Source organism: Actinomadura chibensis NBRC 106107 (assembly GCF_001552135.1).
GTDB lineage: Bacteria > Actinomycetota > Actinomycetes > Streptosporangiales > Streptosporangiaceae > Spirillospora > Spirillospora chibensis.
Genome location: NZ_BCQP01000045.1, coordinates 97,688 through 118,151, shown reverse-complemented (window position 1 = coordinate 118,151; position 20,464 = coordinate 97,688). Strand labels below are relative to the sequence as shown.

The 20,464-nt window shown below is 73.7% G+C and carries 18 protein-coding genes; 12 read left to right on the top strand and 6 right to left on the bottom strand.

The genetic code is table 11. The features are described 5' to 3' along the window. A partial coding sequence (locus ACH01S_RS26250) for an ROK family transcriptional regulator (RefSeq protein ID WP_083981159.1) occupies positions 1-1,099 on the top strand: 1,099 nt, incomplete at its 5' end. A gap of 15 nt (positions 1,100-1,114) precedes the next feature. Here the strand turns inward: ACH01S_RS26250 and ACH01S_RS26245 are convergent. Further along, entirely contained in the window at positions 1,115-1,495 is a 381-nt protein-coding gene (locus ACH01S_RS26245; protein WP_067896855.1) for a VOC family protein, read from the bottom strand. Positions 1,496-1,725: 230 nt separating this feature from the next. Between ACH01S_RS26245 and ACH01S_RS26240 the strand changes: the two genes are divergently transcribed. From ACH01S_RS26240 to ACH01S_RS26195, 10 genes are all read left to right on the top strand, one after another. Beyond that, complete coding sequence (locus ACH01S_RS26240) at positions 1,726-4,617, top strand: M36 family metallopeptidase (RefSeq protein ID WP_067896854.1); 2,892 nt, start codon at positions 1,726-1,728, stop codon at positions 4,615-4,617. 184 nt (positions 4,618-4,801) lie between these two features. Then, the gene (locus ACH01S_RS26235; protein ID WP_067896851.1) at positions 4,802-6,421 is read left to right on the top strand and encodes a carboxylesterase/lipase family protein; all 1,620 of its coding nucleotides are present in this window, start codon (positions 4,802-4,804) and stop codon (positions 6,419-6,421) included. Positions 6,422-6,733: 312 nt separating this feature from the next. After that, on the top strand, positions 6,734-7,426 hold the full coding sequence (locus ACH01S_RS26230) for a LuxR C-terminal-related transcriptional regulator (protein WP_083981151.1): 693 nt from the start codon (positions 6,734-6,736) through the stop codon (positions 7,424-7,426). Positions 7,427-7,642: 216 nt separating this feature from the next. Further along, positions 7,643-9,652 carry an Agd3-related carbohydrate-binding protein gene (locus ACH01S_RS26225; RefSeq protein ID WP_067896845.1) on the top strand — a complete coding sequence of 670 codons (2,010 nt, stop codon included), beginning with the start codon at positions 7,643-7,645 and terminating at the stop codon, positions 9,650-9,652. 2 nt (positions 9,653-9,654) lie between these two features. Continuing rightward, a complete protein-coding gene (gene pelF / locus ACH01S_RS26220; protein ID WP_218010398.1) occupies positions 9,655-11,115 on the top strand; it encodes a GT4 family glycosyltransferase PelF in 1,461 nt (486 codons plus the stop codon). Next, positions 11,112-12,527 (top strand): hypothetical protein, encoded by a 1,416-nt coding sequence (locus tag ACH01S_RS26215; RefSeq protein ID WP_067896839.1) that lies wholly within the window; start codon positions 11,112-11,114, stop codon positions 12,525-12,527. Before pelF ends, ACH01S_RS26215 begins: the two co-directional genes overlap by 4 nt. A 26-nt stretch (positions 12,528-12,553) precedes the next feature. Then, entirely contained in the window at positions 12,554-13,549 is a 996-nt protein-coding gene (locus tag ACH01S_RS26210; RefSeq protein WP_067896837.1) for an SDR family NAD(P)-dependent oxidoreductase, read from the top strand. A gap of 24 nt (positions 13,550-13,573) precedes the next feature. Continuing rightward, a complete protein-coding gene (locus ACH01S_RS26205; protein ID WP_083981150.1) occupies positions 13,574-14,344 on the top strand; it encodes a sugar phosphate nucleotidyltransferase in 771 nt (256 codons plus the stop codon). A 52-nt stretch (positions 14,345-14,396) separates the two neighbouring features. Then, entirely contained in the window at positions 14,397-15,308 is a 912-nt protein-coding gene (locus ACH01S_RS26200) for an NAD-dependent epimerase/dehydratase family protein (RefSeq protein WP_067896834.1), read from the top strand. Continuing rightward, complete coding sequence (locus tag ACH01S_RS26195; protein WP_169809357.1) at positions 15,293-15,994, top strand: spherulation-specific family 4 protein; 702 nt, start codon at positions 15,293-15,295, stop codon at positions 15,992-15,994. Before ACH01S_RS26200 ends, ACH01S_RS26195 begins: the two co-directional genes overlap by 16 nt. Before the next feature lies 1 nt (position 15,995). Here the strand turns inward: ACH01S_RS26195 and pqqE are convergent, their stop codons facing one another. Genes pqqE through pqqA form a run of 5 tightly spaced genes read right to left on the bottom strand, consistent with a single transcriptional unit; the run spans position 15,996 to position 19,165 of the window. After that, positions 15,996-17,087, bottom strand: coding sequence for a pyrroloquinoline quinone biosynthesis protein PqqE (gene pqqE, locus ACH01S_RS26190; RefSeq protein ID WP_083981157.1), 1,092 nt, complete (start codon positions 17,085-17,087; stop codon positions 15,996-15,998). Further along, the gene (gene pqqD, locus ACH01S_RS26185) at positions 17,084-17,365 is read right to left on the bottom strand and encodes a pyrroloquinoline quinone biosynthesis peptide chaperone PqqD (RefSeq protein ID WP_067896827.1); all 282 of its coding nucleotides are present in this window, start codon (positions 17,363-17,365) and stop codon (positions 17,084-17,086) included. The genes pqqE and pqqD overlap by 4 nt, the downstream gene beginning before the upstream one ends. After that, complete coding sequence (gene pqqC, locus ACH01S_RS26180) at positions 17,358-18,113, bottom strand: pyrroloquinoline-quinone synthase PqqC (RefSeq protein ID WP_169809356.1); 756 nt, start codon at positions 18,111-18,113, stop codon at positions 17,358-17,360. The genes pqqD and pqqC overlap by 8 nt, the downstream gene beginning before the upstream one ends. A 16-nt stretch (positions 18,114-18,129) precedes the next feature. Beyond that, positions 18,130-19,029 carry a pyrroloquinoline quinone biosynthesis protein PqqB gene (gene pqqB / locus ACH01S_RS26175; protein WP_067896824.1) on the bottom strand — a complete coding sequence of 300 codons (900 nt, stop codon included), beginning with the start codon at positions 19,027-19,029 and terminating at the stop codon, positions 18,130-18,132. Between the two features lie 10 nt (positions 19,030-19,039). Further along, a complete protein-coding gene (gene pqqA / locus ACH01S_RS26170) occupies positions 19,040-19,165 on the bottom strand; it encodes a pyrroloquinoline quinone precursor peptide PqqA (protein WP_083981149.1) in 126 nt (41 codons plus the stop codon). A 235-nt stretch (positions 19,166-19,400) separates the two neighbouring features. Here pqqA and ACH01S_RS26165 point away from each other — a divergent pair, with 235 nt between their 5' ends. Further along, positions 19,401-20,453, top strand: a complete 1,053-nt coding sequence (locus ACH01S_RS26165) for a glucose 1-dehydrogenase (protein WP_067896817.1) — start codon at positions 19,401-19,403, stop codon at positions 20,451-20,453. Positions 20,454-20,464 lie beyond the last annotated feature (11 nt).

The following is a 20,464-nucleotide window of genomic DNA, read 5'->3' as shown; positions in this document are numbered from 1 at the left end:
GGAGCCGGTGCGGCTCGCGGAACTGGTCGAGCTGACCGGGCTCACCCGTCCGACGGTCGGTCAGGCGGTGGACGACCTGGTCGGCGCGGGATGGCTGGAGCAGCACGACCCGGCGGCGGTGTCCCCGCAGGGCGGGCGGCCCGCCGTCCGGGTGTCGCTGCGCGGCCGCGCCGCGCCCGTCCTCGGCCTGGACGTCGGCCCGCACACGGTCAGCGCCGGGATCGCCGACCTCGCCGCGACCCGGCTCGCCTCGGTCCGCCGGGCGGTGGACCGCGGCGACGCCGACGGGCTGCTCGCCGACGTCGACGACGCCGTCTCCGCCGCGCTCGGGGCGGCCGAGCTGACCGCGGCCGGGATCGCGGAGGTCGTCGTCGCCACGCCCGGCATCGTCGACCCCGCCACCGGCCGGATCCTGCTCGCGCCGAGCGTCCCCGGGTGGACGTCGGTGGACCTGTCCGACCACCTGCGCGACCGGTTCGACTGCCCGGTCCGCATCGAGAACGACGCGAACCTCGCCGCGCTCGCCGTCGCCGGGGAGCGCGCCGAGCCGGGCACGCTGCTCGCCGTCCAGTGGGGCGAGCGGCTCGGCGCGGGCGTCGTGATCGGCGGCGAGCTGCACCGGGGCGCGGGGGCGGCGGGCGAGATCGGGTTCATCCGCCCGGCCGGGCACGTCCCGGACACCGGCGACGGGCGCGGCCCGCTGGAGCGGAGCATCGGCGCCGAGGCCATCGCCGCGCAGGCCCGGCGGGCCGCCCGCGACCATCCCGGGTCGGCGCTGCGGGACGGGCCGTCCGACGCCGCCGCCGTGTTCGCCGCGGCCGCCGCCGGGGACGCCGCCGCCCGGCAGGTCGTGGACGACGTGGCCGCCACCTTCGCCGCCGCGATCGCACCGGCCGTGCTGGTGCTCGACCCGGACGCCGTCGTGATCGGCGGCGGCGTCGCCCGCGCCGGGACGGTGCTGCTCACGGCCATCACCCGGCACCTGGCGGAGCTGACGCTGAACCCGCCCGCCGTGGAGTTCTCCGGGCTCGCCGAGGACACCGTCCTCACCGGCGCGCTGCGGCTCGCCCTGGACGAGGTCTGGCACCGCCTCGCCTAGGACGGTCCCGCCGGGTCAGCCGCCGCCGTACGGGCGGGTGATGATCTCCAGGACGTGGCCGTCCGGGTCGAGCCAGTAGACCCCGCGCCCGCCGTCGTTGCGGTTGATCTCGCCGGGACGGCTGCGCATCGGGTCGGCGTAGTAGGCGAGGCCGCGCTCGGTGATGCGGCCGAAGATGGCGTCGAAGTCGTCCTCGCCGACGAGGAACGCGTAGTGCTGCGGCGGCGGGTCGGCGCGCACGTCCATGAAGTCGAGCGTGACGCCGTTGGCCAGCGCGACCGTCTGGAAGGGGCCGAACGGGGCGGGCTCGTCCACGCCGAGGATGTCGGCGTAGAAGCGGGCCGACGCGGTCTTGTCCTTGACGTGCACGATCGTGTGGTTGAGCTGAACGGGCATGGGTTCTCCTCCGTGACGACCATGCCCGGGCGGGAACACGACGACACCGCCCACGCGGGACGGCGTTTGTCAACGGCGGAGATCGCCTCCGGAGCACCCGGCTGAAACGTATTAATTCGCCGTAGTTGCCCCGTTGAGGTGCTGCTTGTCTCGTGTGCGGTCGACCCCTCGGCCGAGTCATCGGCCGACCCCTGTCGAGCCTGGTCCGTCCCCCCGCTCCAGGAGGCACCTTGCCCAGGACACGCTTGACCGCCGCCACGGCGGTCGCGGTCTCCGGAACACTTCTCACCCTCGGCCTCGCCGTCCCCGGCCGGGCCGAGCCGCCGCGGTCCCGTCCGCAGCCACCGCCCGGCGAGCGCGCCGAACTGGCGGACAAGGACGTCCGTCCCGGCCTGCTGGCGCCGACCGCGCGCCAGCAGAGCGCGGCGCGCGGCGTCACGGTCCGCTGGAACAAGCTCGGCACGCCCGCCGTGGTCGCCGCCGACGGCGCCCTCGCCAGCGGCCTGCCGGGCGGTCCCGAGCAGGTCGCGCGCGCGTACCTGACCGGCCACAGCGACCTGTTCGGCCTGGACGCCGCCGCCGTGTCCGCGCTGGAGAAGGTCGCCGTCAACCCGATCGGGGACGGCGCGGCCGTCCTGCTCCGCCAGCGCTTCGGCGGGCTGCCCGCCGGATACGACGGGCTCGTCGCGATCGGGGTGAGCGGCAGCGAGGTCGTCTCGGTCACCTCGACGCTGTCCCGCGACGGCGCGGCCCCGGCGCCCGCGACGCTCTCCCGGGACGACGCCGTCAAGGCCGCCGGACGCGACGCGGGCATCGCCGCCAGGAGCGCGCGGGCCGCGCGGCTCGTCGCCGTGCCCACCGCGCAGGGCGCGCGGAGCGCCTACCAGGTCACGCTGATGGACGCGTCCGGCGCCGAGCCGAAGGCCGTCACGTCGTACGTGGACGCCCGCTCCGGCGCGGTGCTCGTCCGGGAGAACCTGGTCGACCACGACAGCGACAATCCGCGCTGGTCGGTGTTCCCGGCGACGCCGCCGGGCGACTACTCGTCCCGCGACACCCGGCGGACGTGGTGCTTCGCGCCCGCGCCGGGATGCAAGTACGTCCCGGGCGGCGACCCGTCCAGCGGGCGTCCCTGGGACGTCGACCCGGCGACCGGCGCGCCGACCAGCACGAGCCTCGGCAACTCGGCCCGCACCTACGAGAACCGCGCGAGCAGCGACCCGTTCACGGTCGGGACCCGCACCAACGCGCCCAAGGCCGACCGCAACTACACCTATCCCTGGACCAACCAGTGGTTCAGGAGCAAGTGCGACCCGGCGACGCTGGACAGCCCGCAGGAGGCCGACCTCGAAGCGGCCATCTCGAACCTGTTCGTCCAGCACAACCGGATGCACGACTGGTCGTACCGGCTCGGGTTCACCGAGTCGGCCTGGAACATGCAGGTCGACAACGGGAACCGGGGCGGCAAGGGCGGCGACCCCGAGCTGGGGAACGCGCAGGCGGGCGGACGGTTCGGGACCGTCCGCGACAACGCCAACCAGATCACGCCGCCGGACGGCACGCCCACCATCACCAACATGTACCTGTGGCAGCCGATCGCGGGCTCGTTCTACGCCCCGTGCGTCGACGGCGACTACGACATGAGCGTCATCGGGCACGAGTTCAGCCACGCCATCTCCGGACGCATGATCGGCGGCCCGGACGCGGGCTGGCAGGGCGCGCAGGCCGGGGCGATGAACGAGAGCACGTCCGACCTGTTCGCCATGGAGTACCTCAACGAGTACGGGTTCCGGACGCCCGGCCTGACGCAGTACGTCACCGGCGCGTACGTCACCGGCGACCGGCGCACCGGCATCCGCAACTACGACATGAGCAAGAGCCCGCTGAACTACAGCGACCTCGGCTACGACCTCGTCGGGACGCAGGTCCACGCGGACGGCGAGATCTGGACGGCCACGCAGTTCGACGTCCGGCAGGCGTTCGTCGACAAGTACGGCAGGGGCAACGCGACCCTGCAGCGCAAGTGCGCCGAGGGGACGGTCCCCGTCGCCAAGTGCCCGGGCAACCGGCGCTGGGCGCAGCTGTCGTTCGACGCGCTGCTGCTCATGGCGAGCGGCGCGGTCAGCTACGTCGACCACCGCAACGCGCTGCTCGCCGCCGACACCATCCGGTTCGGCGGCAAGGACCACGAGATGATGTGGAAGGTGTTCGCCCGGCACGGCCTCGGCAAGGACGCGGCCAGCAACGGCCCGAACGACCCGGACGCGCGGCCGAGCTTCGCGTCCCCGCTGTCGCGGAACGCCGACCTGACCCTGAAGCCCGGCGGCGACGCCAAGGGCGGCAAGGTCCGGCTGTACGTGGGCGACTACGAGGCGCGGGCCGTCCCGGTGGCCGACACCGACCCGGCGACGCCGCTCGGCGACTCCGTCCAGCTCGCGCCTGGCCGGTACTCGTTCCTCGCGGTCGGCGCGGGCTTCGGGCACAAGCGGTTCACCGCGACGGTCCGCGCGTCGCAGCGGACGCTGCCGGTCGCGATGTCGCGCAACGAGGCCGCCGCCGCGAACGGCGCGACCGCGTCCGGCGACGGGCGCTCGCAGCCCGCGCTGCTGGACGAGACCGAGGCCACGAACTGGCAGTCGGTGGAGGCGCCGGTCGCGGGCCGGCAGGTGACCGTCGACCTCGCCGGGGACCGTCCGGTGCGGGTCGGGCGGGTGCAGGTCAGCGCGCTGCTGCGGCCGACCGTCGCGGACGACCCGGAGGGCCCGGACACCACGCAGAACCGCTTCACGGCGCTGCGCGCGTTCCGGCTGCTCGCCTGCGACGCGACCAAGGCCGACTGCACGCGGAACGGGTCGTACCGGACGGTCTACACGAGCCCGTCCGACGCGTTCCCCGCGGACCGCCCGCGGCCGACCGCGCCCGACCTGATCATGCGGTCGTTCGACCTGCGGGACGTCTCGGCGACGCACCTGCGGCTCCAGGTCGTCTCCAGCCAGTGCACCGGCACGCCGCTCTACGCCGGTGAGCAGGACAACGACCCGCGGTCGAACACCGACTGCGCGACGGCGAGCCCGCGGGCCGGGATCGTCCGGGCCGCCGAGCTCCAGGCGTTCGCCCGGTAGCCCGTGCGGTAGCGCTGGACCGCCGAAAGGCGGGGACGGAGCCCTCCGTCCCCGCCTTTCGCATGCGTGCTGACCGGAATGATCCGTTATGGGACAAGGCTGAGTCAGATAGTTTTCCTATCGAACAACGATGCAAGGATCGGGGCACCAGGATTCCGCACGGTCTCTGACTGGGAGGACCACAATGAGACCCAGAACCGCCCTGAAGCTCGCGTTGTCCATCGTCGTCGCGGCCGCCGGGCTGACCGGGGCGCACGCCGCGACGGCGGCCCCGAGCGCCGCGCCCGCCTGCTCGGCCGGCACCGCGATCCAGACCGACACCGGCCCGATCTGCGGCATCGAGGGGAGCGCGGTCACGAACTGGCTGGGCGTCCCGTACGCCGCGCCGCCGCTCGGCGCGCTGCGCTGGGCGCCGCCCGCGCCGCACCCCGGCTGGACGACGCAGCTCCAGGCCACCGAGCTCGGCAGCCGGTGCCCGCAGCCCGCCGACTTCATGCCCGGCTCCACCGACGAGGACTGCCTGAAGCTGAACGTCCGGGTGCCGAAGAACGCGGGAAGCGGGCCGCTTCCGGTCATGGTGCAGTTGCACGGCGGCGGGTTCCGGCTCGGGTCGCCGTCCGACGGGAGCACCCTCGCCGCCGAGGGCAAGGTGATCCAGGTGGAGGTGACCTACCGGCTCGGCATCATCGGGTTCCTGTCGCACGCGGCGCTCGGCGCGAACGCCGGAAACTACGGCCTCCAGGACCAGCAGGCCGCGCTCGGCTGGGTCAAGCGGAACATCGCGAGGTTCGGGGGCGACCCGGCCAACGTGACGATCTTCGGGCCGTCCGCCGGGGGCTCCAGCGTGTGCGCCAACATGGCGTCCCCCACCGCGCACGGGCTGTTCGCCAAGGGGATCATCGAGAGCGGCGAGTACAACGGGCTGCTCGGCGTGAACACCACCTGGCAGCGCCAGGACTGCGCGACCAAGCTGCCCACCCAGGCCGAGGCGCAGCAGGCCGGTGCCCGGTTCGCCGCCGCGGTCGGCTGCGGGACGGCCGCCGACGTCGCCGCCTGCCTGCGCCAGGTCCCGGTGCAGACGCTGCTGGACGCGGCCGGTGACGGCCTCGGCCCCGACAAGGGCACGCTCGCGCCGATCGTCGACGGGAAGACGCTCACGAAGTCGCCGGGCGAGGCGTTCGCCACCGGCGACTTCAACAAGGTGCCCGTCATCCACGGCGTGGCGAGGGACGAGACGCAGATGACCCCCGCCGAGACCCCGGCCCAGTACGAGGCGCTGATCAACCAGCACTACGGGGCGAACGCGCCCGAGGTGCTGAAGCGCTACAAGCTGGCCAGGTTCCCCGACCCCGCGCCGTACATCGCGTCCCGGACGGTCCTCGCCGACGCCAGCTCCGTCTGCCCGGCGCTGCTCAACGACCGGCGGCTCGGCGAGCACGTCCCCGTGTACGCCTACCGGTTCGACGACACCAACGCGCCGCCGCTGCCGTTCATCGACAACTCCAAGCCCGTCGGGGCGTTCCACGTCGGGGAGTTCAGCTACCTGTTCCACGGCACGTTCCCCGGGCAGCCGCCGCTGACGCCGAACCAGAAGGCGATGCGGGCCCAGCTCGTCGCCGAGTGGACGGGCTTCGCCCGCGGCGGCGACCCCACCGTGAAGGGCGCCCCGCGCTGGACGCCGTTCACGTCCGCGAACCAGAAGCAGATGTCGCTGCTCCCCGCCGGGGACAGCCGGATGACGTCCGAGATCGCGAAGCAGCACCACTGCGGGTTCTGGCTGAAGTTCGCGCCCTTCACCGACTGATCCGCTGAGCCCGACCGGGGCGCCGGGGCGCCGGACCTCCGGCGCCCCGGCGCCGTTCACAACGGCCGGTCCCGTTCACAGCGGCACGCGCGCCCGCCCCGCCCCGCGGTCGATCCGGACGCTCTCCAGTGCCTGTTGAAGACTTTTCACAATGGGTCAATAAGGGCGGTCCGTTGGGTACCCGCGACTCCTGCTCAGGACGCGTCTTCCCTTATCGTTGACGCATGTTCCGGCGCCGGTCCCGATCAGTGCCGAGGCCCGTTCGCGAGCCGCCGGATCGCCCGCGCCCCCGGAGAATTGCGGGACAGTGCCATGAACGGTGATTTTCCGATGTACCGTGCCAACGGCCCGGCGTCCGACGCGAAAGCGGTCCGGGTGTTGGTGGTCAGCGACAATCCGATGTCGCGGATCGGGTTTCAGGCGTTGCTCGGCGCTTCCCCGGCGGTGCGCGTCACCGGCGGCGGGACGGTCGGCCGCGCGGTCGCCGGAGTCCGCGCGCACGCCCCCGACGTGGTGCTCCTCGACGCCTCGCCGCCGCCCGCGGGCGCGATCGGACGGCTCGCGCGGGCGGGCGGCCGGGTCGTCGTCGTCACCACCGCGCAGGACCCGCCGCTGCTCGTCCAGGCCATCGCGGCGGGCGCGCACGGCTGCCTCGTCTACGGCCACTTCGAGCCGCAGGACCTGCCTGACCTGCTCGTCACCGCGGGCCGCGGGGAGGCGTGCCTGTCCCCGCCGGTGGTCACGGCGCTCGTGCGGTGGCTGCACGACGGCGGCGGGACGCGCCGCCACGACACCGGGCTGACCGCGCGCGAGGCGGAGATCCTGGAGCTGATCGCCGCGGGCCTCACCAACCGCCAGATCGCGCGTCGGCTCGTGATCTCCGAGAAGACCGTGAAGAACCACGCGCACCAGATCTACAAACGGCTCGGCGCGGACGGCCGCGAGCACGCGGCCGAACGCTGGCTGGAACTTTATTCGGGCCCCCCTGCAACGGACCGGCCCTAACCAGGCAAAGCGCCGCGGAAAACCGATTTCCGCATGCCCGCGGAGTCCTAGGACCCGGCCCACCCCAAGATGGGCCCCCGCCGGGCTTTACTTGCCCGGCGGGGCCGCCGCATGATCTCTTAGGCCCGATCCAAAGGTTATTAATTCCATTTCTGCCAGCGTTGTGAACGGCTGTTGAATTTCGGTTGCGGTCGTCATCCTGTCCAGGGAGGCTTGGTGAAAGTCCTTCGCCGGCCCGCTCTCGGCGCCCTTTCGGCGGTGCTGTTGGCGGGCGTCCTGACCGTCGGTCCGCAGGGACCGGCCTCGGCCGCGGGTCCCCGCGTCGACCTCAAGGTCCTCGTCGTGAGCGACGGCGGCGCCTCGGTGTCGGCCATCGCCGGCCAGTTGGCGGCCGAGGGGGTGCCCTACAAGACCGTCGACCTGCGCGACTCGGGCCGCCCCAAGATCGACGCGGCCTTCCTCGCCGACACGGTGAACGGGACGCCGCGCGCCAAGTACCAGGCCGTCGTCCTGCCCAACTCCGCGCCGTTCCAGGACGCCGCCGAGATGACGGCGATCGCCGACTACGAGGTGAAGTACGGGATCAGGCAGCTCGACGCCTACGTCTACCCGTCCGCCGCGGTCGGCCTGAACACCCCGGCGTACGCGGGGATCCTGGACGGCACCGTCGCCGAGGTCCTCCCCGCCGCGCGCTCCGACGCGTTCCGGTACCTGCGCGGCCCGGTGCGGTTCAACGACCTCGCCCCCGACATCGACGAGAGCTACGGCTACGTCTCGACCCCGCTGCCGGACGACAAGGTCGCCGGGAAGTCGTTCAAGCCGTTCGTGAACGTCGAGGTCAAGGACAAGACCGGCACCATCGCGGGCATCTACACCCACGACGGCCGCAGCGAGATGGTGCTGACCTACAGCGCCAACTACGACCAGTGGCAGTCGAGGACGCTCGGCCACGGCCTGATCACCTGGCTGACCAAGGGCGTCCACCTCGGCTTCAACCGCAACTACATGAGCGTCCACGTCGACGACGTCTTCCTGCCGGACGCGCGGTGGAGCACCAAGGACAACTGCACGCCCGGCGAGGACTGCCCGACCGGCGTCACCACCCCCGACATCCGGATGGACGTCGACGACGTGGTCGCCGCCGAGATGTGGCAGAAGGACCAGCGGTTCAAGCTCGACCTGGCCTTCAACGGCGGCGGCGCCGAGGACTGGAAGAAGGAGCACGACGGCATCGACCTGCTGAGCGAGGCGCTCCTCATGGGCAAGAGCCAGTTCCGCTGGCTGAACCACACGTACTCGCACCTGTTCCTCGGCTGCAAGCAGGACCAGACGGTCCGGCCGTGGGTCTGCGTGAAGGACCCGGAGGGCGACACCGAGTACGTCGACGAGAGCACCATCGAGCAGCAGATCACGAAGAACCTCGACTGGGCCCAGGAGCACGACCTCTCGGTGCCCAAGACCGAGGTCGTCACCGGTGAGCACTCCGGCATGCGCGTCCTGCCGCAGCAGCCCGAGGACAACCCGAACCTCGCCCCCGCGCTGGACCAGACCGACATCACCTGGCTCGCGGGCGACGCGTCCCGGGAGCCCGCCATGCGCTCCATCGGCCAGGCGCGCACCCTCCCCCGGCACCCGATGAGCGTGTACTTCAACGTCGGGACCGAGGAGGAAGAGGTCGACGAGTACAACTGGATCTACACCAAGCGGGCGGACGGCGGCAGCGGTCTGTGCGAGGACCACCCGGACACGATGACCTGCATCAAGCCGCTCGCCGCCGAGAGCGGGTACAAGTCGTACATCGTCCCGGTCGACAGCCGGATCACGCTGTCCCACGTCACCGGCAACGACCCGCGGCCGCACTACGCGCACCAGTCCAACCTCACCGAGGACCGCATCCTCTACACGATGCTCAACAACGTCCTCGGCGAGTACCGGATGGCGTTCGCCGACAACACCCCGGTCGTGAACGACCCGATGGCGTCGCTCGGCGCCGAACTCCGCCGCCAGGACCTCTGGAGGGCCGCGCTGAAGAACGGCTCCAACATCACCGCCTACGTCCAGGACGGGAAGGTCACGGTCACCGGACCGGACGACCTCAGCATCCCCGTCACGGCGCCGGAGGGGACGAAGGAGGGCACGGGCGGCAAGGCGTTCGGCCAGGCGTACGCCGGTGACCGGTCAGCCTACGTGCCCGGGGAAGTGACGCTCACGGTGCCCGGAGCCTGACCTTGGAGATCACCCTGGTGACGGAGGGGACCTATCCGCACAACTTCGGTGGTGTGAGCGTCTGGTGCGACCAGCTCGTACGGGGCATGCCGGAACACCGGTTCACCGTCCTGGCGCTCACCACCACCGGAGCGGAGCCCACCGTCTGGGACCTGCCCGGGCACGTGACCGTGGAGCCCGTGGCGATGTGGGGGCCGCCCTCCGGGCGGCCCCCGTCCGGCGGGGAGGCGCGGCGTTTCGAGCGGCTGTTCCGCTCGTTCCTCTACACCGTGCTCTCCCCGTCCGGCCGGATGGCGGACGTGTTCCCCCACATCCTGCGCGGGCTCTTCGACTTCGGGCGCACCAACGACCTCGGCGCCGCGCTCCGCACCGAAGGGCCCGTCCGCTGGCTGATGGACGCCTGGAACGACCAGCGCGCCCGGTTCGACGAGGTCGGCGTGCGGCCCACCGTCCACGACGCCCTGACCACCATCGACCTCCTGGAGCACATGCTCCGCCCGCTGCACGAGCCGCCGCCGCGCGGCGACGTCGTCCACGCGGTGTCGAACGGCATCCCCGTCCTGCCGTGCCTCGCCGCCAAGTGGACCTACGGAACACCGTTCTGCCTCACCGAACACGGCATCTACCTGCGGGAACGCTACATCGGGATGCGCCGGGCGCAGTACCCGTACCCGGTCAAGTCGGTGCTGCTCGGCTTCATGCGGCTGCTGTGCGTCGCCGGGTACAAGGCCGCGGACCTGCTCACCCCCTGCAACCTCTACAACCAGCGCTGGGAGGTGCGCTGCGGGGCGGACCCCGAGATCATGGAGACCGTCTACAACGGCGTCGACCCGGCCCGCTTCCCCGCGGCCGGCGCCGAGCCCGCGGTCCCCACCCTGAGCTGGGCCGGACGCGTCGACCCCATCAAGGACCTGGAGACGCTGATCCGGGCGTTCGCGATGGTCAGGGAGAAGGTCCCGGACGCGAAGCTGCGGCTGTTCGGCGGCACCCCGGCGGGCGGCGAGCGGTACAAGACCCGCTGCGAGGACCTCGCCCGCGACCTCGGCGTCCTGGAGCACACCACGTTCGAGGGACGGGTCGACGACATCAAGGACGCCTACGCGGCGGGCACGGTCGTCGTCCTTTCCAGCATCTCCGAAGGGTTCCCCTACACCCTGATCGAGGCGATGACCTGCGGCCGCGTGACGGTCGCGACGGACGTCGGCGGCGTCACCGAGGCGGTCGCCGACACCGGGCTCGTCGTCCCGCCGCGGCAGCCGCGCCAGATGGCCGACGCCTGCCTGCGGCTGCTCGGCGACGAGGTGTCCCGGCGGCGGCTCGGCCGGGCCGCCCGCGAGCGGGCCCTCGAACTGTTCACGGTCGACCGCGCGGTGGACGCCTTCCGGGCGATCTACGACGAGCTGGTCGCCGCCGACGGGACGGCGCGCCGCGCGCCGGCCGAGGCGGAGGCGAGGCTCGCATGACCGCCGCGCCGGGGGACGTCGAGACCCGGACGCACAGCGTCGCGGACCTGCGCGAGCGCATGGCGGACCTGTGCGCCGGGGCCGTCGACGCGCTGGAGGTCACGGCCGGTCTCGAGGCGGAGGGCATCAACGACGAGGCGGCCCGCGGCTACGGCCACCCCGACGTGTTCGCCCTCGCCGAGGACCTGTACACGAGCACGCCGCGCCGCCCGCCGGAGGGCGAGACGCCGGAGGCGCCGTGGCGGGCCGTCCCGTGGCGGCACCTGCTGCGCGGCGTCCTGTTCGGGCTGCCCGGGCTCTGCTACGTCGTCGGCGCGCCGGTGCTGACGCGGACGGGGGCGGGCGTGCTGCTCGTCCTGTCCCTGGTGCTCGCGTGGACGGTCAGCCAGGGCACCGCCTACCTCGGGTACGTCCGGCTCGGGTACGGCAAGCGGGACGCCGCGTCCCTCGTGCTGCGGTACGGGCTCGGCGCCGGGCTGCTGCTCGTCGTGCCGGTGACGGTCGCGGCGGGCGCGCTGATGGACGCCGGGGCGATGGCGACCGCGATGTCGGCCGGGCTCGGCTGCTACCTGCTGTCCGCGACGGTCGTGCAGGTGCACGGCGGCGAGGTCCGGCTGTTCCTCGCGCTGCTGCCGGGCGTCGGCGCGGCGGCCGTCCACCTCGCCGGGCACCGGGACGGCCCGCCGCAGAGCGTGCCGGCCGCCGTCTGGGCCGCGTGGGGGGTGTCGCTCGCGGCGACGACCGGGCTGGCGCTCCTCGCGACCCGGCGGCCGCGCGGGCCCGCGCGCGAGCGCGGCCCGGCCGCCGCCGCCGTCGGCCGCCGCGACCTGTGGGCGGCGCTGCCGTTCTCCCTGTTCGGCCTGCTGACCGGCGGGCTCCTCACCTACACCCTGCTGTCCGCGCTCGCCGGGCGGCCCGTCCCGGCGGGGACGACGACGGTGGCGGTGCTGTCCCTGTCGCTGTCGATGGGCGGCGCCGAATGGATCCTGTACGCCTACCGCCGCCGCGTCCACGACCTGCTCCGCACCCACACCGCCATGGACGCCTTCACGCGCGCCGCGCGCGCCGCGCTCGGCGGCGCGCTCGCCCGGTACGCGGCGTCGCTGCTCGGACTCGTCGCCGCGGCGGGGGTCCTCGCCCGGCTCCCCGCCACCGGGGTGAACCTGCGGACGCTCGGCGGCTTCGCCGAGCTCGGCTGCGCGTTCTTCCTCGCCCTGATCCTGCAGGCGTGCGCCCGCGTCGGCGTCGTCCTCGCCCTGTACACCTGCGCCCTCGCCGCCGAGGCCGGGGCCGCGCTGGCCGTGCCGCACGTCGCGCCGGGGACGGTCCAGCTCGTCATCGCCGGAGTGCTGCTCGCCGCCCTGTCGGCGTACGCCGCACGCGTGTTGGCCCGCGCGACGTCCCATCGATAGCCCCCCGCTGAAAGGCCAGGTTCCATATGAACAGCATGGTCGCCGTGACGGGAGCCGACGGTTTCATCGGCTCGCACCTCGTCGAGACGCTCGTCGACCGCGGGCACCGCGTCCGGGCGATGGTCCAGTACAACTCGTTCGGGTCGCACGGCTGGCTCGACTCGCTGGCGCCGGACGTCCTCGACGAGGTCGAGGTGGAGCCGGGCGACGTCCGCGACCGGGCCTCGGTGCGCGAGCTCGTCCGGGACGCCGAGGTCGTCTACCACCTGGCGGCGCTGATCGCGATCCCCTACTCCTACCGGGCGCCGCAGTCCTACGTCGACACGAACGTCGCCGGGACGCTGAACGTCCTGGAGGCGGTCCGGGACATGCGCACGCCGCGGCTCGTGCACACCTCCACCAGCGAGACCTACGGGACGGCGCAGCGCGTCCCGATCGACGAGTCGCACCCGATCCACGCGCAGTCCCCGTACGCGGCGACGAAGGTCGCCGCCGACCAGCTCGTCGCGAGCTACCACGCGTCCTTCGGGGTGCAGGCGGTGACGCTGCGGCCGTTCAACACGTTCGGGCCCCGGCAGTCGGCCCGCGCGTTCATCCCCACCGTGATCAGCCAGATCGCCGCGGACACCGGCGCCGTCGAGGTGGGCTCGCTGGCGCCGACCCGCGACTTCAGCTACGTCAAGGACACCGCGGACGCGTTCGTCGCGGTGGGCACCGCGCCCGCCGACGACGTCGTCGGCGAGGTGTTCAACTCCGGCACCGGCCACGAGATCTCGATGGGACGGCTCGCCCGCACGATCGCGGGCCTGATGGGCGCCGCGCCGGAGTTCCGCTCGGCCGCCGCCCGGGAGCGGCCCGCGGCGTCGGAGGTCATGCGCCTCGTCTGCGACAGCGGCAAGCTGCGCCGCGCCACCGGCTGGCGGCACCGGCACACGCTCGAAGAGGGGCTGAAGGACACCGTCGAATGGTTCCTCGACCCCGCCAACCTGGCGCGCTACCGGCCGTCCACGTACAACATCTAGCCACTAGAGGCACGGAGAGGAACCATGCACGCCGTAATCCTCGCGGGCGGCAAGGGAGTGCGGCTCCGGCCGTACACGACCACCCTGCCCAAGCCGCTCGTCCCCATCGGCGACGAGTACGCGATCCTGGAGATCATGCTCCACCAGCTCTCCCGGCAGGGCTTCCGGTCGGTGACGCTCGCCATCGGGCATCTCGGCCACCTCATCCGGTCCTACGTCGGCGACGGGAGCCGCTGGGGCCTCCGCGTGGACTACGCGGTGGAGGAGGCGCCGCTCGGCACGATCGGGCCGCTGCTCACGATGCGGGACAGGCTCCCCGCCGAGTTCCTGGTCGCGAACGGCGACATCCTCACCGACATCGACTTCGCCGCCATGCTCCTGGAACACGCGGCGACACGCCCCCCGCTGACCGTCGCCACGTACGCGCGCAAGGTCGCCATCGACTTCGGCGTCCTCACGACGCAGGCGGGCCGGGTCATCGGCTTCAGCGAGAAGCCGACGCTCGACTACCAGGTCAGCATGGGCGTGTACGGCGTCTCCAACGAGGCGCTCGCCAAGTACGAGCCGGGCCGCGCGCTCGGCTTCGACGAACTCGTCCTCGACCTGCTCTCCGAGGGCCGGCACCCGCGCGAGTACCGCTTCGACGGGTACTGGCTGGACATCGGCCGCCCGGACGACTACGACCGCGCCAACGCCGAGTTCTCCAGGCTGCGCCCGCAGCTCCTGGAGGGCCGCGTCGCGGTGACGGCGGGCGGGACGCCCGCGCAGAACGGGTCCTCGGGAAGCCAGTCATGAGCGGCGCGAACCGGGGCGCGCGGGGGGCCGTACCCCCGCCTGGAGGTGGCACGTGAGCCGGGTCCTGCTGGTCGGCGCGACGGGGTTCGTCGGACGGCACGTCCGCGCGCGGGCGGCCGCCGCGGGCGTGGACGTCGTGCCGGCCGCCCGGACGCCCGAGCTCGGCGGCCTGACGCTCGACCTCGCCGAACGGGCGGGGCCGGTGGCGGACGCGCTCCGCGACGTCGCCCCGGACGCGGTCGTCAACTGCGCGGGCGCCACCCGCGGCGACCCGGCCGACCTCGTGCGCGGCAACGTCGTCGCCGTCGCGAACCTCCTGGCGGCGCTGACCGCGTCGGGCGTCGAGGCGCGGCTCGTCCACCTCGGGTCGGCCGCCGAGTACGGGGACGTGCCGCGCGGCACCCCCGTGTCGGAGGCCACGCCGCCGCGCCCCGTGTCGGCGTACGGCGTGACGAAGCTCGCCGGGACGGAGCTGGTCCGCGCCGCGGCCGGGGACGGCCTCGACGCCGTCGTGCTCCGCGTGTTCAACCCGATCGGCCCCGGGTCGCCCGAGTCGACGCTCGCCGGGCGGCTCGCCGCCGAGCTGCGCCGCACGGCGGGCCGGGACGACGCGGACGACATCCGGGTCGGCTCGCTCGCGGCGAGCCGCGACCTGGTCGACGTCCGCGACGTCGCGGACGCGGTGCTCGCCGCCGTCCGCGCGGACGGACCGCTGCCCCCGGTGCTGAACGTGGGCAGCGGGCGGGCGACGCCGCTGCGCGACCTCGCGGCCGGGCTGGTGCGCGTCACCGGCTCCGCGCGCCGGGTCCTGGAGGCCGCCGCCGGATCCGAGCGGTCCTCCGGCGTCGGCTGGCAGCAGGCCGACGTCAGGGCGGCCGGGCGCGCGCTCGGCTGGAAGCCCGCGACCGACCTCACCACCTCGTTGCGCGACCTATGGGCGGAGACGGCATGGCCTGGCAGATGAGCGGGACGAGGGGGCGGGTCTCGTCCGTCCTCGTGCCCGCGTACTTCCACGCGGACGCGCTGGAATGGGCGGACCTCACCGACGAGCGCCTCAAATGGGTGGTGTTCAACATCGCGAACGGTCCCGGCACCGTCCGGGACCGCGCTTGGGCCGCCGTCGCGCACCGCCTCGCGGCCAACGGCGTGGAGCTCGCGGGCTACATCGACACCTCCTACGGCGAACGGCCGCCGGAGGACATCGAGGACGAGGTGACGCGGTACCGGAAGTGGTACGGCGTCCGGACGGCGTTCATGGACCAGGTGTCCGCGATCGCCGGGCACGTGCCGCGCTACTGCCGCGCCGTCACGGCGGCGCAGGTGCGGGGCGCGGAGTGCGTCGTCCTCAACCACGGCATCTACCCGGACCCCGCGTACGCGCGGCTCGCCGACATGCTCGTCACGTTCGAGGGGCCCTGGTCGGCCTACCAGCACTTCCGGCCGCCCGCGTGGGCGGCCCGGGTCCCGGCCGAGACGTTCTGCCACCTCGTGTACGCGGCGCCGCAGGCCGTCCTCGCGCGGGCGCTGGCCCGCGCGGGGCGCGGCAACGCGGGCGTCGTGTACGTCACCGACCGGGCAGGCGCGAACCCTTGGAGCGGTCTTCCCGACTACTTCGACCGCGAGATGGACCTCGTCTACCCGGACCGGTGACTCACCCGGAGATGGGGCGCCCGGGCCGCCGGTACACGAACTCGTCGGCCCGCGGCGCCTCCGTCGCGGCGCGGACGAGGTCGTGGTCCGGGGACAGCGCGCACGCCGGATCGGTGCGCGCCGCGTCGCCGGTCAGGGCGTGCGCCTGGCACCGGCAGCCGCCGAAGTCGACCTCGCGGCGCGGGCAGCTCCGGCACGGCTCGCCCATCCACGCGGTGCCGCGGTAGGCGTTGAACGCCGGCGACTCCGCCCAGATCCAGCCGAGCGGACGCTCCCGGACGTTCGGCGCGCCGAGGTCGGGGACGGCGTAGGCGGCGGGGCACGGCAGCGCGGTGCCGTCCGGGCCGACCGTGATCGTCCGCGCGCCCCAGCCGCCCATGCACGGCTTCGGGACGCCCTCGTAGTAGTCGGGCAGCACCCAGACCAGCTCGGGCTCGTCCCGCTCCTCCCGCCACGCCGCGACCACGGCCTTCGCCGCGTCGAGCTGGGCGCGGGTCGGCAGCAGCGCGGCGCGGTTGCGCAGCGCCCAGCCGTAGAACTGGGTGTTGGCCAGCTCGATCCGGTCGGCGCCCCAGCGGGCCCCGACCTCGATGATCTTCCGGAGGTTGTCGAGGTTGCGCCGGTGCAGGACGACGTTCAGCCCGAACGGCACCCCCGCGTCCCGGATCACCCCGGCGGCCTCCTCCTTCTCGGTGTAGGAGACGCGCCCGGCGATGAGGTCGGAGCCGGGGCGGCGGGCGTCCTGCAGGGAGAGCTGGACGCTGTTCAGCCCGGCGGCGAGCAGCTCGGCCAGCCGTCCGGCGGTGAGGCCGACGCCGCTCGTGACGAGCTGGGTGTAGACCCCGGCGCCGTGCGCGGCCGCGACGATCTCGGCGAGGTCGGCGCGCAGCAGCGGCTCCCCGCCGGACACGTGCGCCTGGACGACCCCGAGCTCGGCGGCCTCGCCGAAGACCCGCGTCCACTCGGCCGTGGACAGCTCGGCGCTCGGCCGGACCAGCTCCAGCGGGTTCGAGCAGTACGGGCAGTGCAGCGGGCACGCGTGCGTGACCTCGGCGAGCAGCCCCCACGGCGGGGGGATCCCGGCAGCGGTCATCGGAGCCATCCCTGCGCGCGGACGCGGTCCAGGAACGCGGGCACCTCGGCGGCGAGCGGCGCGTCCGGGAAGGTCTCGGCCAGCTCGGCGATGATGCCGTCGACCGTGCGGCTGCCGTCGCACAGCCGCAGGATGCGGCCGCCGGTCCCGCTGAGCCGGACCGCGCGCTCGGGCATCAGCAGCAGGTCGGCGCCGCGGACGCGGTCGTGCCGCAGGACGATCGAGCCGTCCAGCACGGGACGCCACGCCGGGTCGGCGGGATCGGCCGGATCAGTCATCGGGGACGGCCCCGCCCAGCTCGCACGCCTTCTCGACGGCGTCGAGCAGCGCCCACAGCACCTCGCACTTGAACGTGAACGCGGCCAGCACGCGCTCCTGGTCGTGCCGCGTCCGCGCCCACGCGTGGACGAGCGCGAGCGCCTCCTCCGAGTCGCGGCGGCCCTGTCCCACGCGCACCTGGAAATAGCGCAGCCCCTCCGGGTCGACCCACGGGTAGTGGCGTTCCCACGCGGCGATCCGCGTGGCCATCAGGTCGGGCGCGTACAGCTCGGTGAGGGACGACGCGACCGCCTCAAGCGCGGAGCCCGTCCGGCAGAAGCCGACGTAGCCGTCCACGGCCAGCCGGACGCCGGGCAGCACGCCCTCGCCGGACAGCAGCAGGTCCCGGTCCAGGCCGACCGCCTCGCCGAGGCGCAGCCACCGCTCGATGCCGCCGTCGCGGCCGTCGCCGTCCGGGGCGCCGTCGTGGTCGTGGATCCGGCGGATCCACGCGCGGCGCAGCTCCCGGGAGGGCAGCTTCGCCAGGATCAGCGCGTCCTTGATCGGGATGTGGCGCTGGTAGTGGAACCGGTTCAGCACCCAGAGGCGCAGCTCGGCCCTCGTCAGGACGCCTTCGTGCATGCGCAGGTTGAAAGGGTGCCGGTGGTGGTACCGCCGGTCCCCGATGTCGCGCAGGCGCTCGTCCAGGACCGTGTCCGGCCAGGGCAGCGGCGCGTGGACCTCCTGCGCCGGCGTCATCGTGCTCATCTCTCGCTCACCGCACTCATACCTCGATCACCGCTCCCTCCCTGGCGACCTCGATCCCCGCCGCGGCGAGCCGCCGGTGGCCGGGGTCGTCCGGGTCGACCAAAGGGTTCGTGTTGTTCAGGTGCGTGTAGAGGCGCCGCTCGGCGGGCAGTTCGCCGAGGCGCTCGACGGTGCCGTCCGGGCCGGTGATCGGCAGGTGGCCCATCTGGCCGGACGTCTTCCCGCCGATGCCGGTGCGGCGGGGCTCCTCGTCGTCCCAGAACGTGCCGTCGACGAAGACGCAGTCGGCGCCGCGGACGGCGCGCTCGAACTCCTCCGGCCAGGCGGCGAGGGCGGGCGCGTACACGAGGGCCTTGCCGTCGCGCCGGTCGCGGACGCGCAGCGCGACCACCCAGGCGTCGTCCGGCTCCTTCAGGTCGGCGGCGTACCGGGGGCGCTTGCCCGACACCCGGATGCCCTGGAACTCCAGCGGCCCGCCGTCGATCGGCTCGGGCTCCTTCTGCGGGAGCGTCGTCCAGGACACGCCCGCGTAGGGGCCGAGGACCGCGTCCAGCCGGAGGCAGACCGACAGCGCCGACCGCACCGTGCCGGTCGCCGCGATCCGCAGCCCGGACGCCTCCCGGAGCCGGGCGATGCCGAGCGTGTGGTCCAGCTCGGCGTCGGTGAGGATCACTCCGGCGACCGGCGTGGCCCGCCGCTCCGGGCCAGGATGCAGTGCCGGATGGTCCTCGATCTGCTCGCCGATGTCGGGTGTGGCGTTGACGATGTACCAGCGGCCCGCCCCGGCCTCGACGGCGATGGAGGCGTGACGCCGCCGCCGGGACGGGTTCGCGCGGGCGGCCGAGCACCCGGCGCAGGAGCAGTTCCACTGGGGCACGCCGCCGCCCGCGGCGGTGCCGAGGACCAGCACGCGCATCGCGGGACGGTCAGCCCTTGTCCGTCAGGTAGGCGGTGACCTCCATGGCGGTCTCCACGATCTCGTAGTCGGGCGTGACCCAGGTGTTCTCGGTCATGGTGCACCTTCCTCTCGGTTGCGGGGGCCGGATGGGCATGCCCACCCGGAGGCGCACCGAATCGTAAGGACGCGCCGGAGCGCATTCCGAGGACGTGCGTGCCAGACATCATGAACTCCGTGCCAACCCGGCGCGCCGTGCCCGCGACCCTCCGGCGGCTTCGCGGCGGCGGCGCCGTGAGCGCGAGTTGACCGGAACGTTGAGGACCGCCGCGACAGACCGGGACGATCGCGGGTAGGTCAGGGGCGCTCACCACTCGGGGAGGAGATTCGGCATGCGCGCCTTGACCGTCGAGCCGCTGAAGCGCGGGTCGCTGGCCGCCACGGACGTCCCGGACCCGGAGCCCGGCCCCGGCGACCTGCTCGTGGACGGCCTCGCCGTCGGCGTGTGCGGCACCGACCGGGAGATCGCGGACGGCGAGTACGGCTGGCCGCCGCCCGGCCGCGACCGGCTCGTCATCGGGCACGAGTCGCTCGGCCGGGTGCGGGAGGCGCCGTCCGGCAGCGGGTTCTCCCCCGGCGACCTCGTCGTCGGGGTGGTGCGGCGGCCGGACCCCGAGCCGTGCGGGGCGTGCGCGCACGGCGAGTTCGACATGTGCCGCAACGGCCGCTACACCGAGCGCGGCATCAAGGAGATCGACGGCTACGCGAGCACGGCGTGGGCCGTCGACGCCGCCTACGCGGTCGCGCTGGACCCGCGGCTCGCCGAGGTCGGGGTGCTGATGGAGCCGGCGTCCGTCGTCGCCAAGGCATGGGACCAGGTCGAGAAGGTCGGCGCGCGGGCCTGGTTCGAGCCGCGCGTGGCGCTCGTGACGGGCGCGGGGCCGATCGGGCTGCTCGCCGCGCTGCTCGGCGTCCAGCGCGAGCTCGAAGTGCACGTCCTCGACCGGGTCACCGAGGGGCCGAAGCCGGGGCTCGTCGCCGACCTCGGCGCCACCTACCACCACGGGACGCTGGACGACGCCGTCGCGGTCGCGACGCCCGACATCGTGATCGAGGCGACCGGGGCCTCGGAGCTCATCCTCGGCGCGATGGCGAACAACGCGCCGTACGGCGTCGTGTGCCTGACCGGGGTGTCGCCCGCCGGGCGGATGCTGCACGTGGACATGGGCGGGCTGAACCGCGACATCGTCCTGGAGAACGACGCCATCATCGGGTCGGTGAACGCGAACCTGGGGCACTACGCGGCCGCCGCGCGGGCGCTCGCGAAGGCCGACCCCGGCTGGCTCGGCGGGCTGGTCTCGCGGCGCGTCCCGCTGGAACGTTTCGCGGACGCCTTCACCCCCCGCCGGGACGACGTGAAGGTCGTCGTCACCCTGGCCGACTGACCGCCGCCCCG

What these genes read in the sequence shown, in the direction of transcription:
- ACH01S_RS26245 (WP_067896855.1), bottom strand. Translation starts at nt 1,495, where the DNA reads ATGCCCGTTCAGCTCAACCACACGATCGTGCACGTCAAGGACAAGACC.
- ACH01S_RS26235 (WP_067896851.1), top strand. Translation starts at nt 4,802, where the DNA reads ATGAGACCCAGAACCGCCCTGAAGCTCGCGTTGTCCATCGTCGTCGCG.
- ACH01S_RS26230 (WP_083981151.1), top strand. Translation starts at nt 6,734, where the DNA reads ATGAACGGTGATTTTCCGATGTACCGTGCCAACGGCCCGGCGTCCGAC.
- ACH01S_RS26215 (WP_067896839.1), top strand. Translation starts at nt 11,112, where the DNA reads ATGACCGCCGCGCCGGGGGACGTCGAGACCCGGACGCACAGCGTCGCG.
- ACH01S_RS26210 (WP_067896837.1), top strand. Translation starts at nt 12,554, where the DNA reads ATGAACAGCATGGTCGCCGTGACGGGAGCCGACGGTTTCATCGGCTCG.
- ACH01S_RS26205 (WP_083981150.1), top strand. Translation starts at nt 13,574, where the DNA reads ATGCACGCCGTAATCCTCGCGGGCGGCAAGGGAGTGCGGCTCCGGCCG.
- ACH01S_RS26195 (WP_169809357.1), top strand. Translation starts at nt 15,293, where the DNA reads ATGGCCTGGCAGATGAGCGGGACGAGGGGGCGGGTCTCGTCCGTCCTC.
- pqqE (WP_083981157.1), bottom strand. Translation starts at nt 17,087, where the DNA reads ATGACCGCTGCCGGGATCCCCCCGCCGTGGGGGCTGCTCGCCGAGGTC.
- pqqD (WP_067896827.1), bottom strand. Translation starts at nt 17,365, where the DNA reads ATGACTGATCCGGCCGATCCCGCCGACCCGGCGTGGCGTCCCGTGCTG.
- pqqC (WP_169809356.1), bottom strand. Translation starts at nt 18,113, where the DNA reads ATGAGCACGATGACGCCGGCGCAGGAGGTCCACGCGCCGCTGCCCTGG.
- pqqB (WP_067896824.1), bottom strand. Translation starts at nt 19,029, where the DNA reads ATGCGCGTGCTGGTCCTCGGCACCGCCGCGGGCGGCGGCGTGCCCCAG.
- pqqA (WP_083981149.1), bottom strand. Translation starts at nt 19,165, where the DNA reads ATGCCCATCCGGCCCCCGCAACCGAGAGGAAGGTGCACCATGACCGAG.
- ACH01S_RS26165 (WP_067896817.1), top strand. Translation starts at nt 19,401, where the DNA reads ATGCGCGCCTTGACCGTCGAGCCGCTGAAGCGCGGGTCGCTGGCCGCC.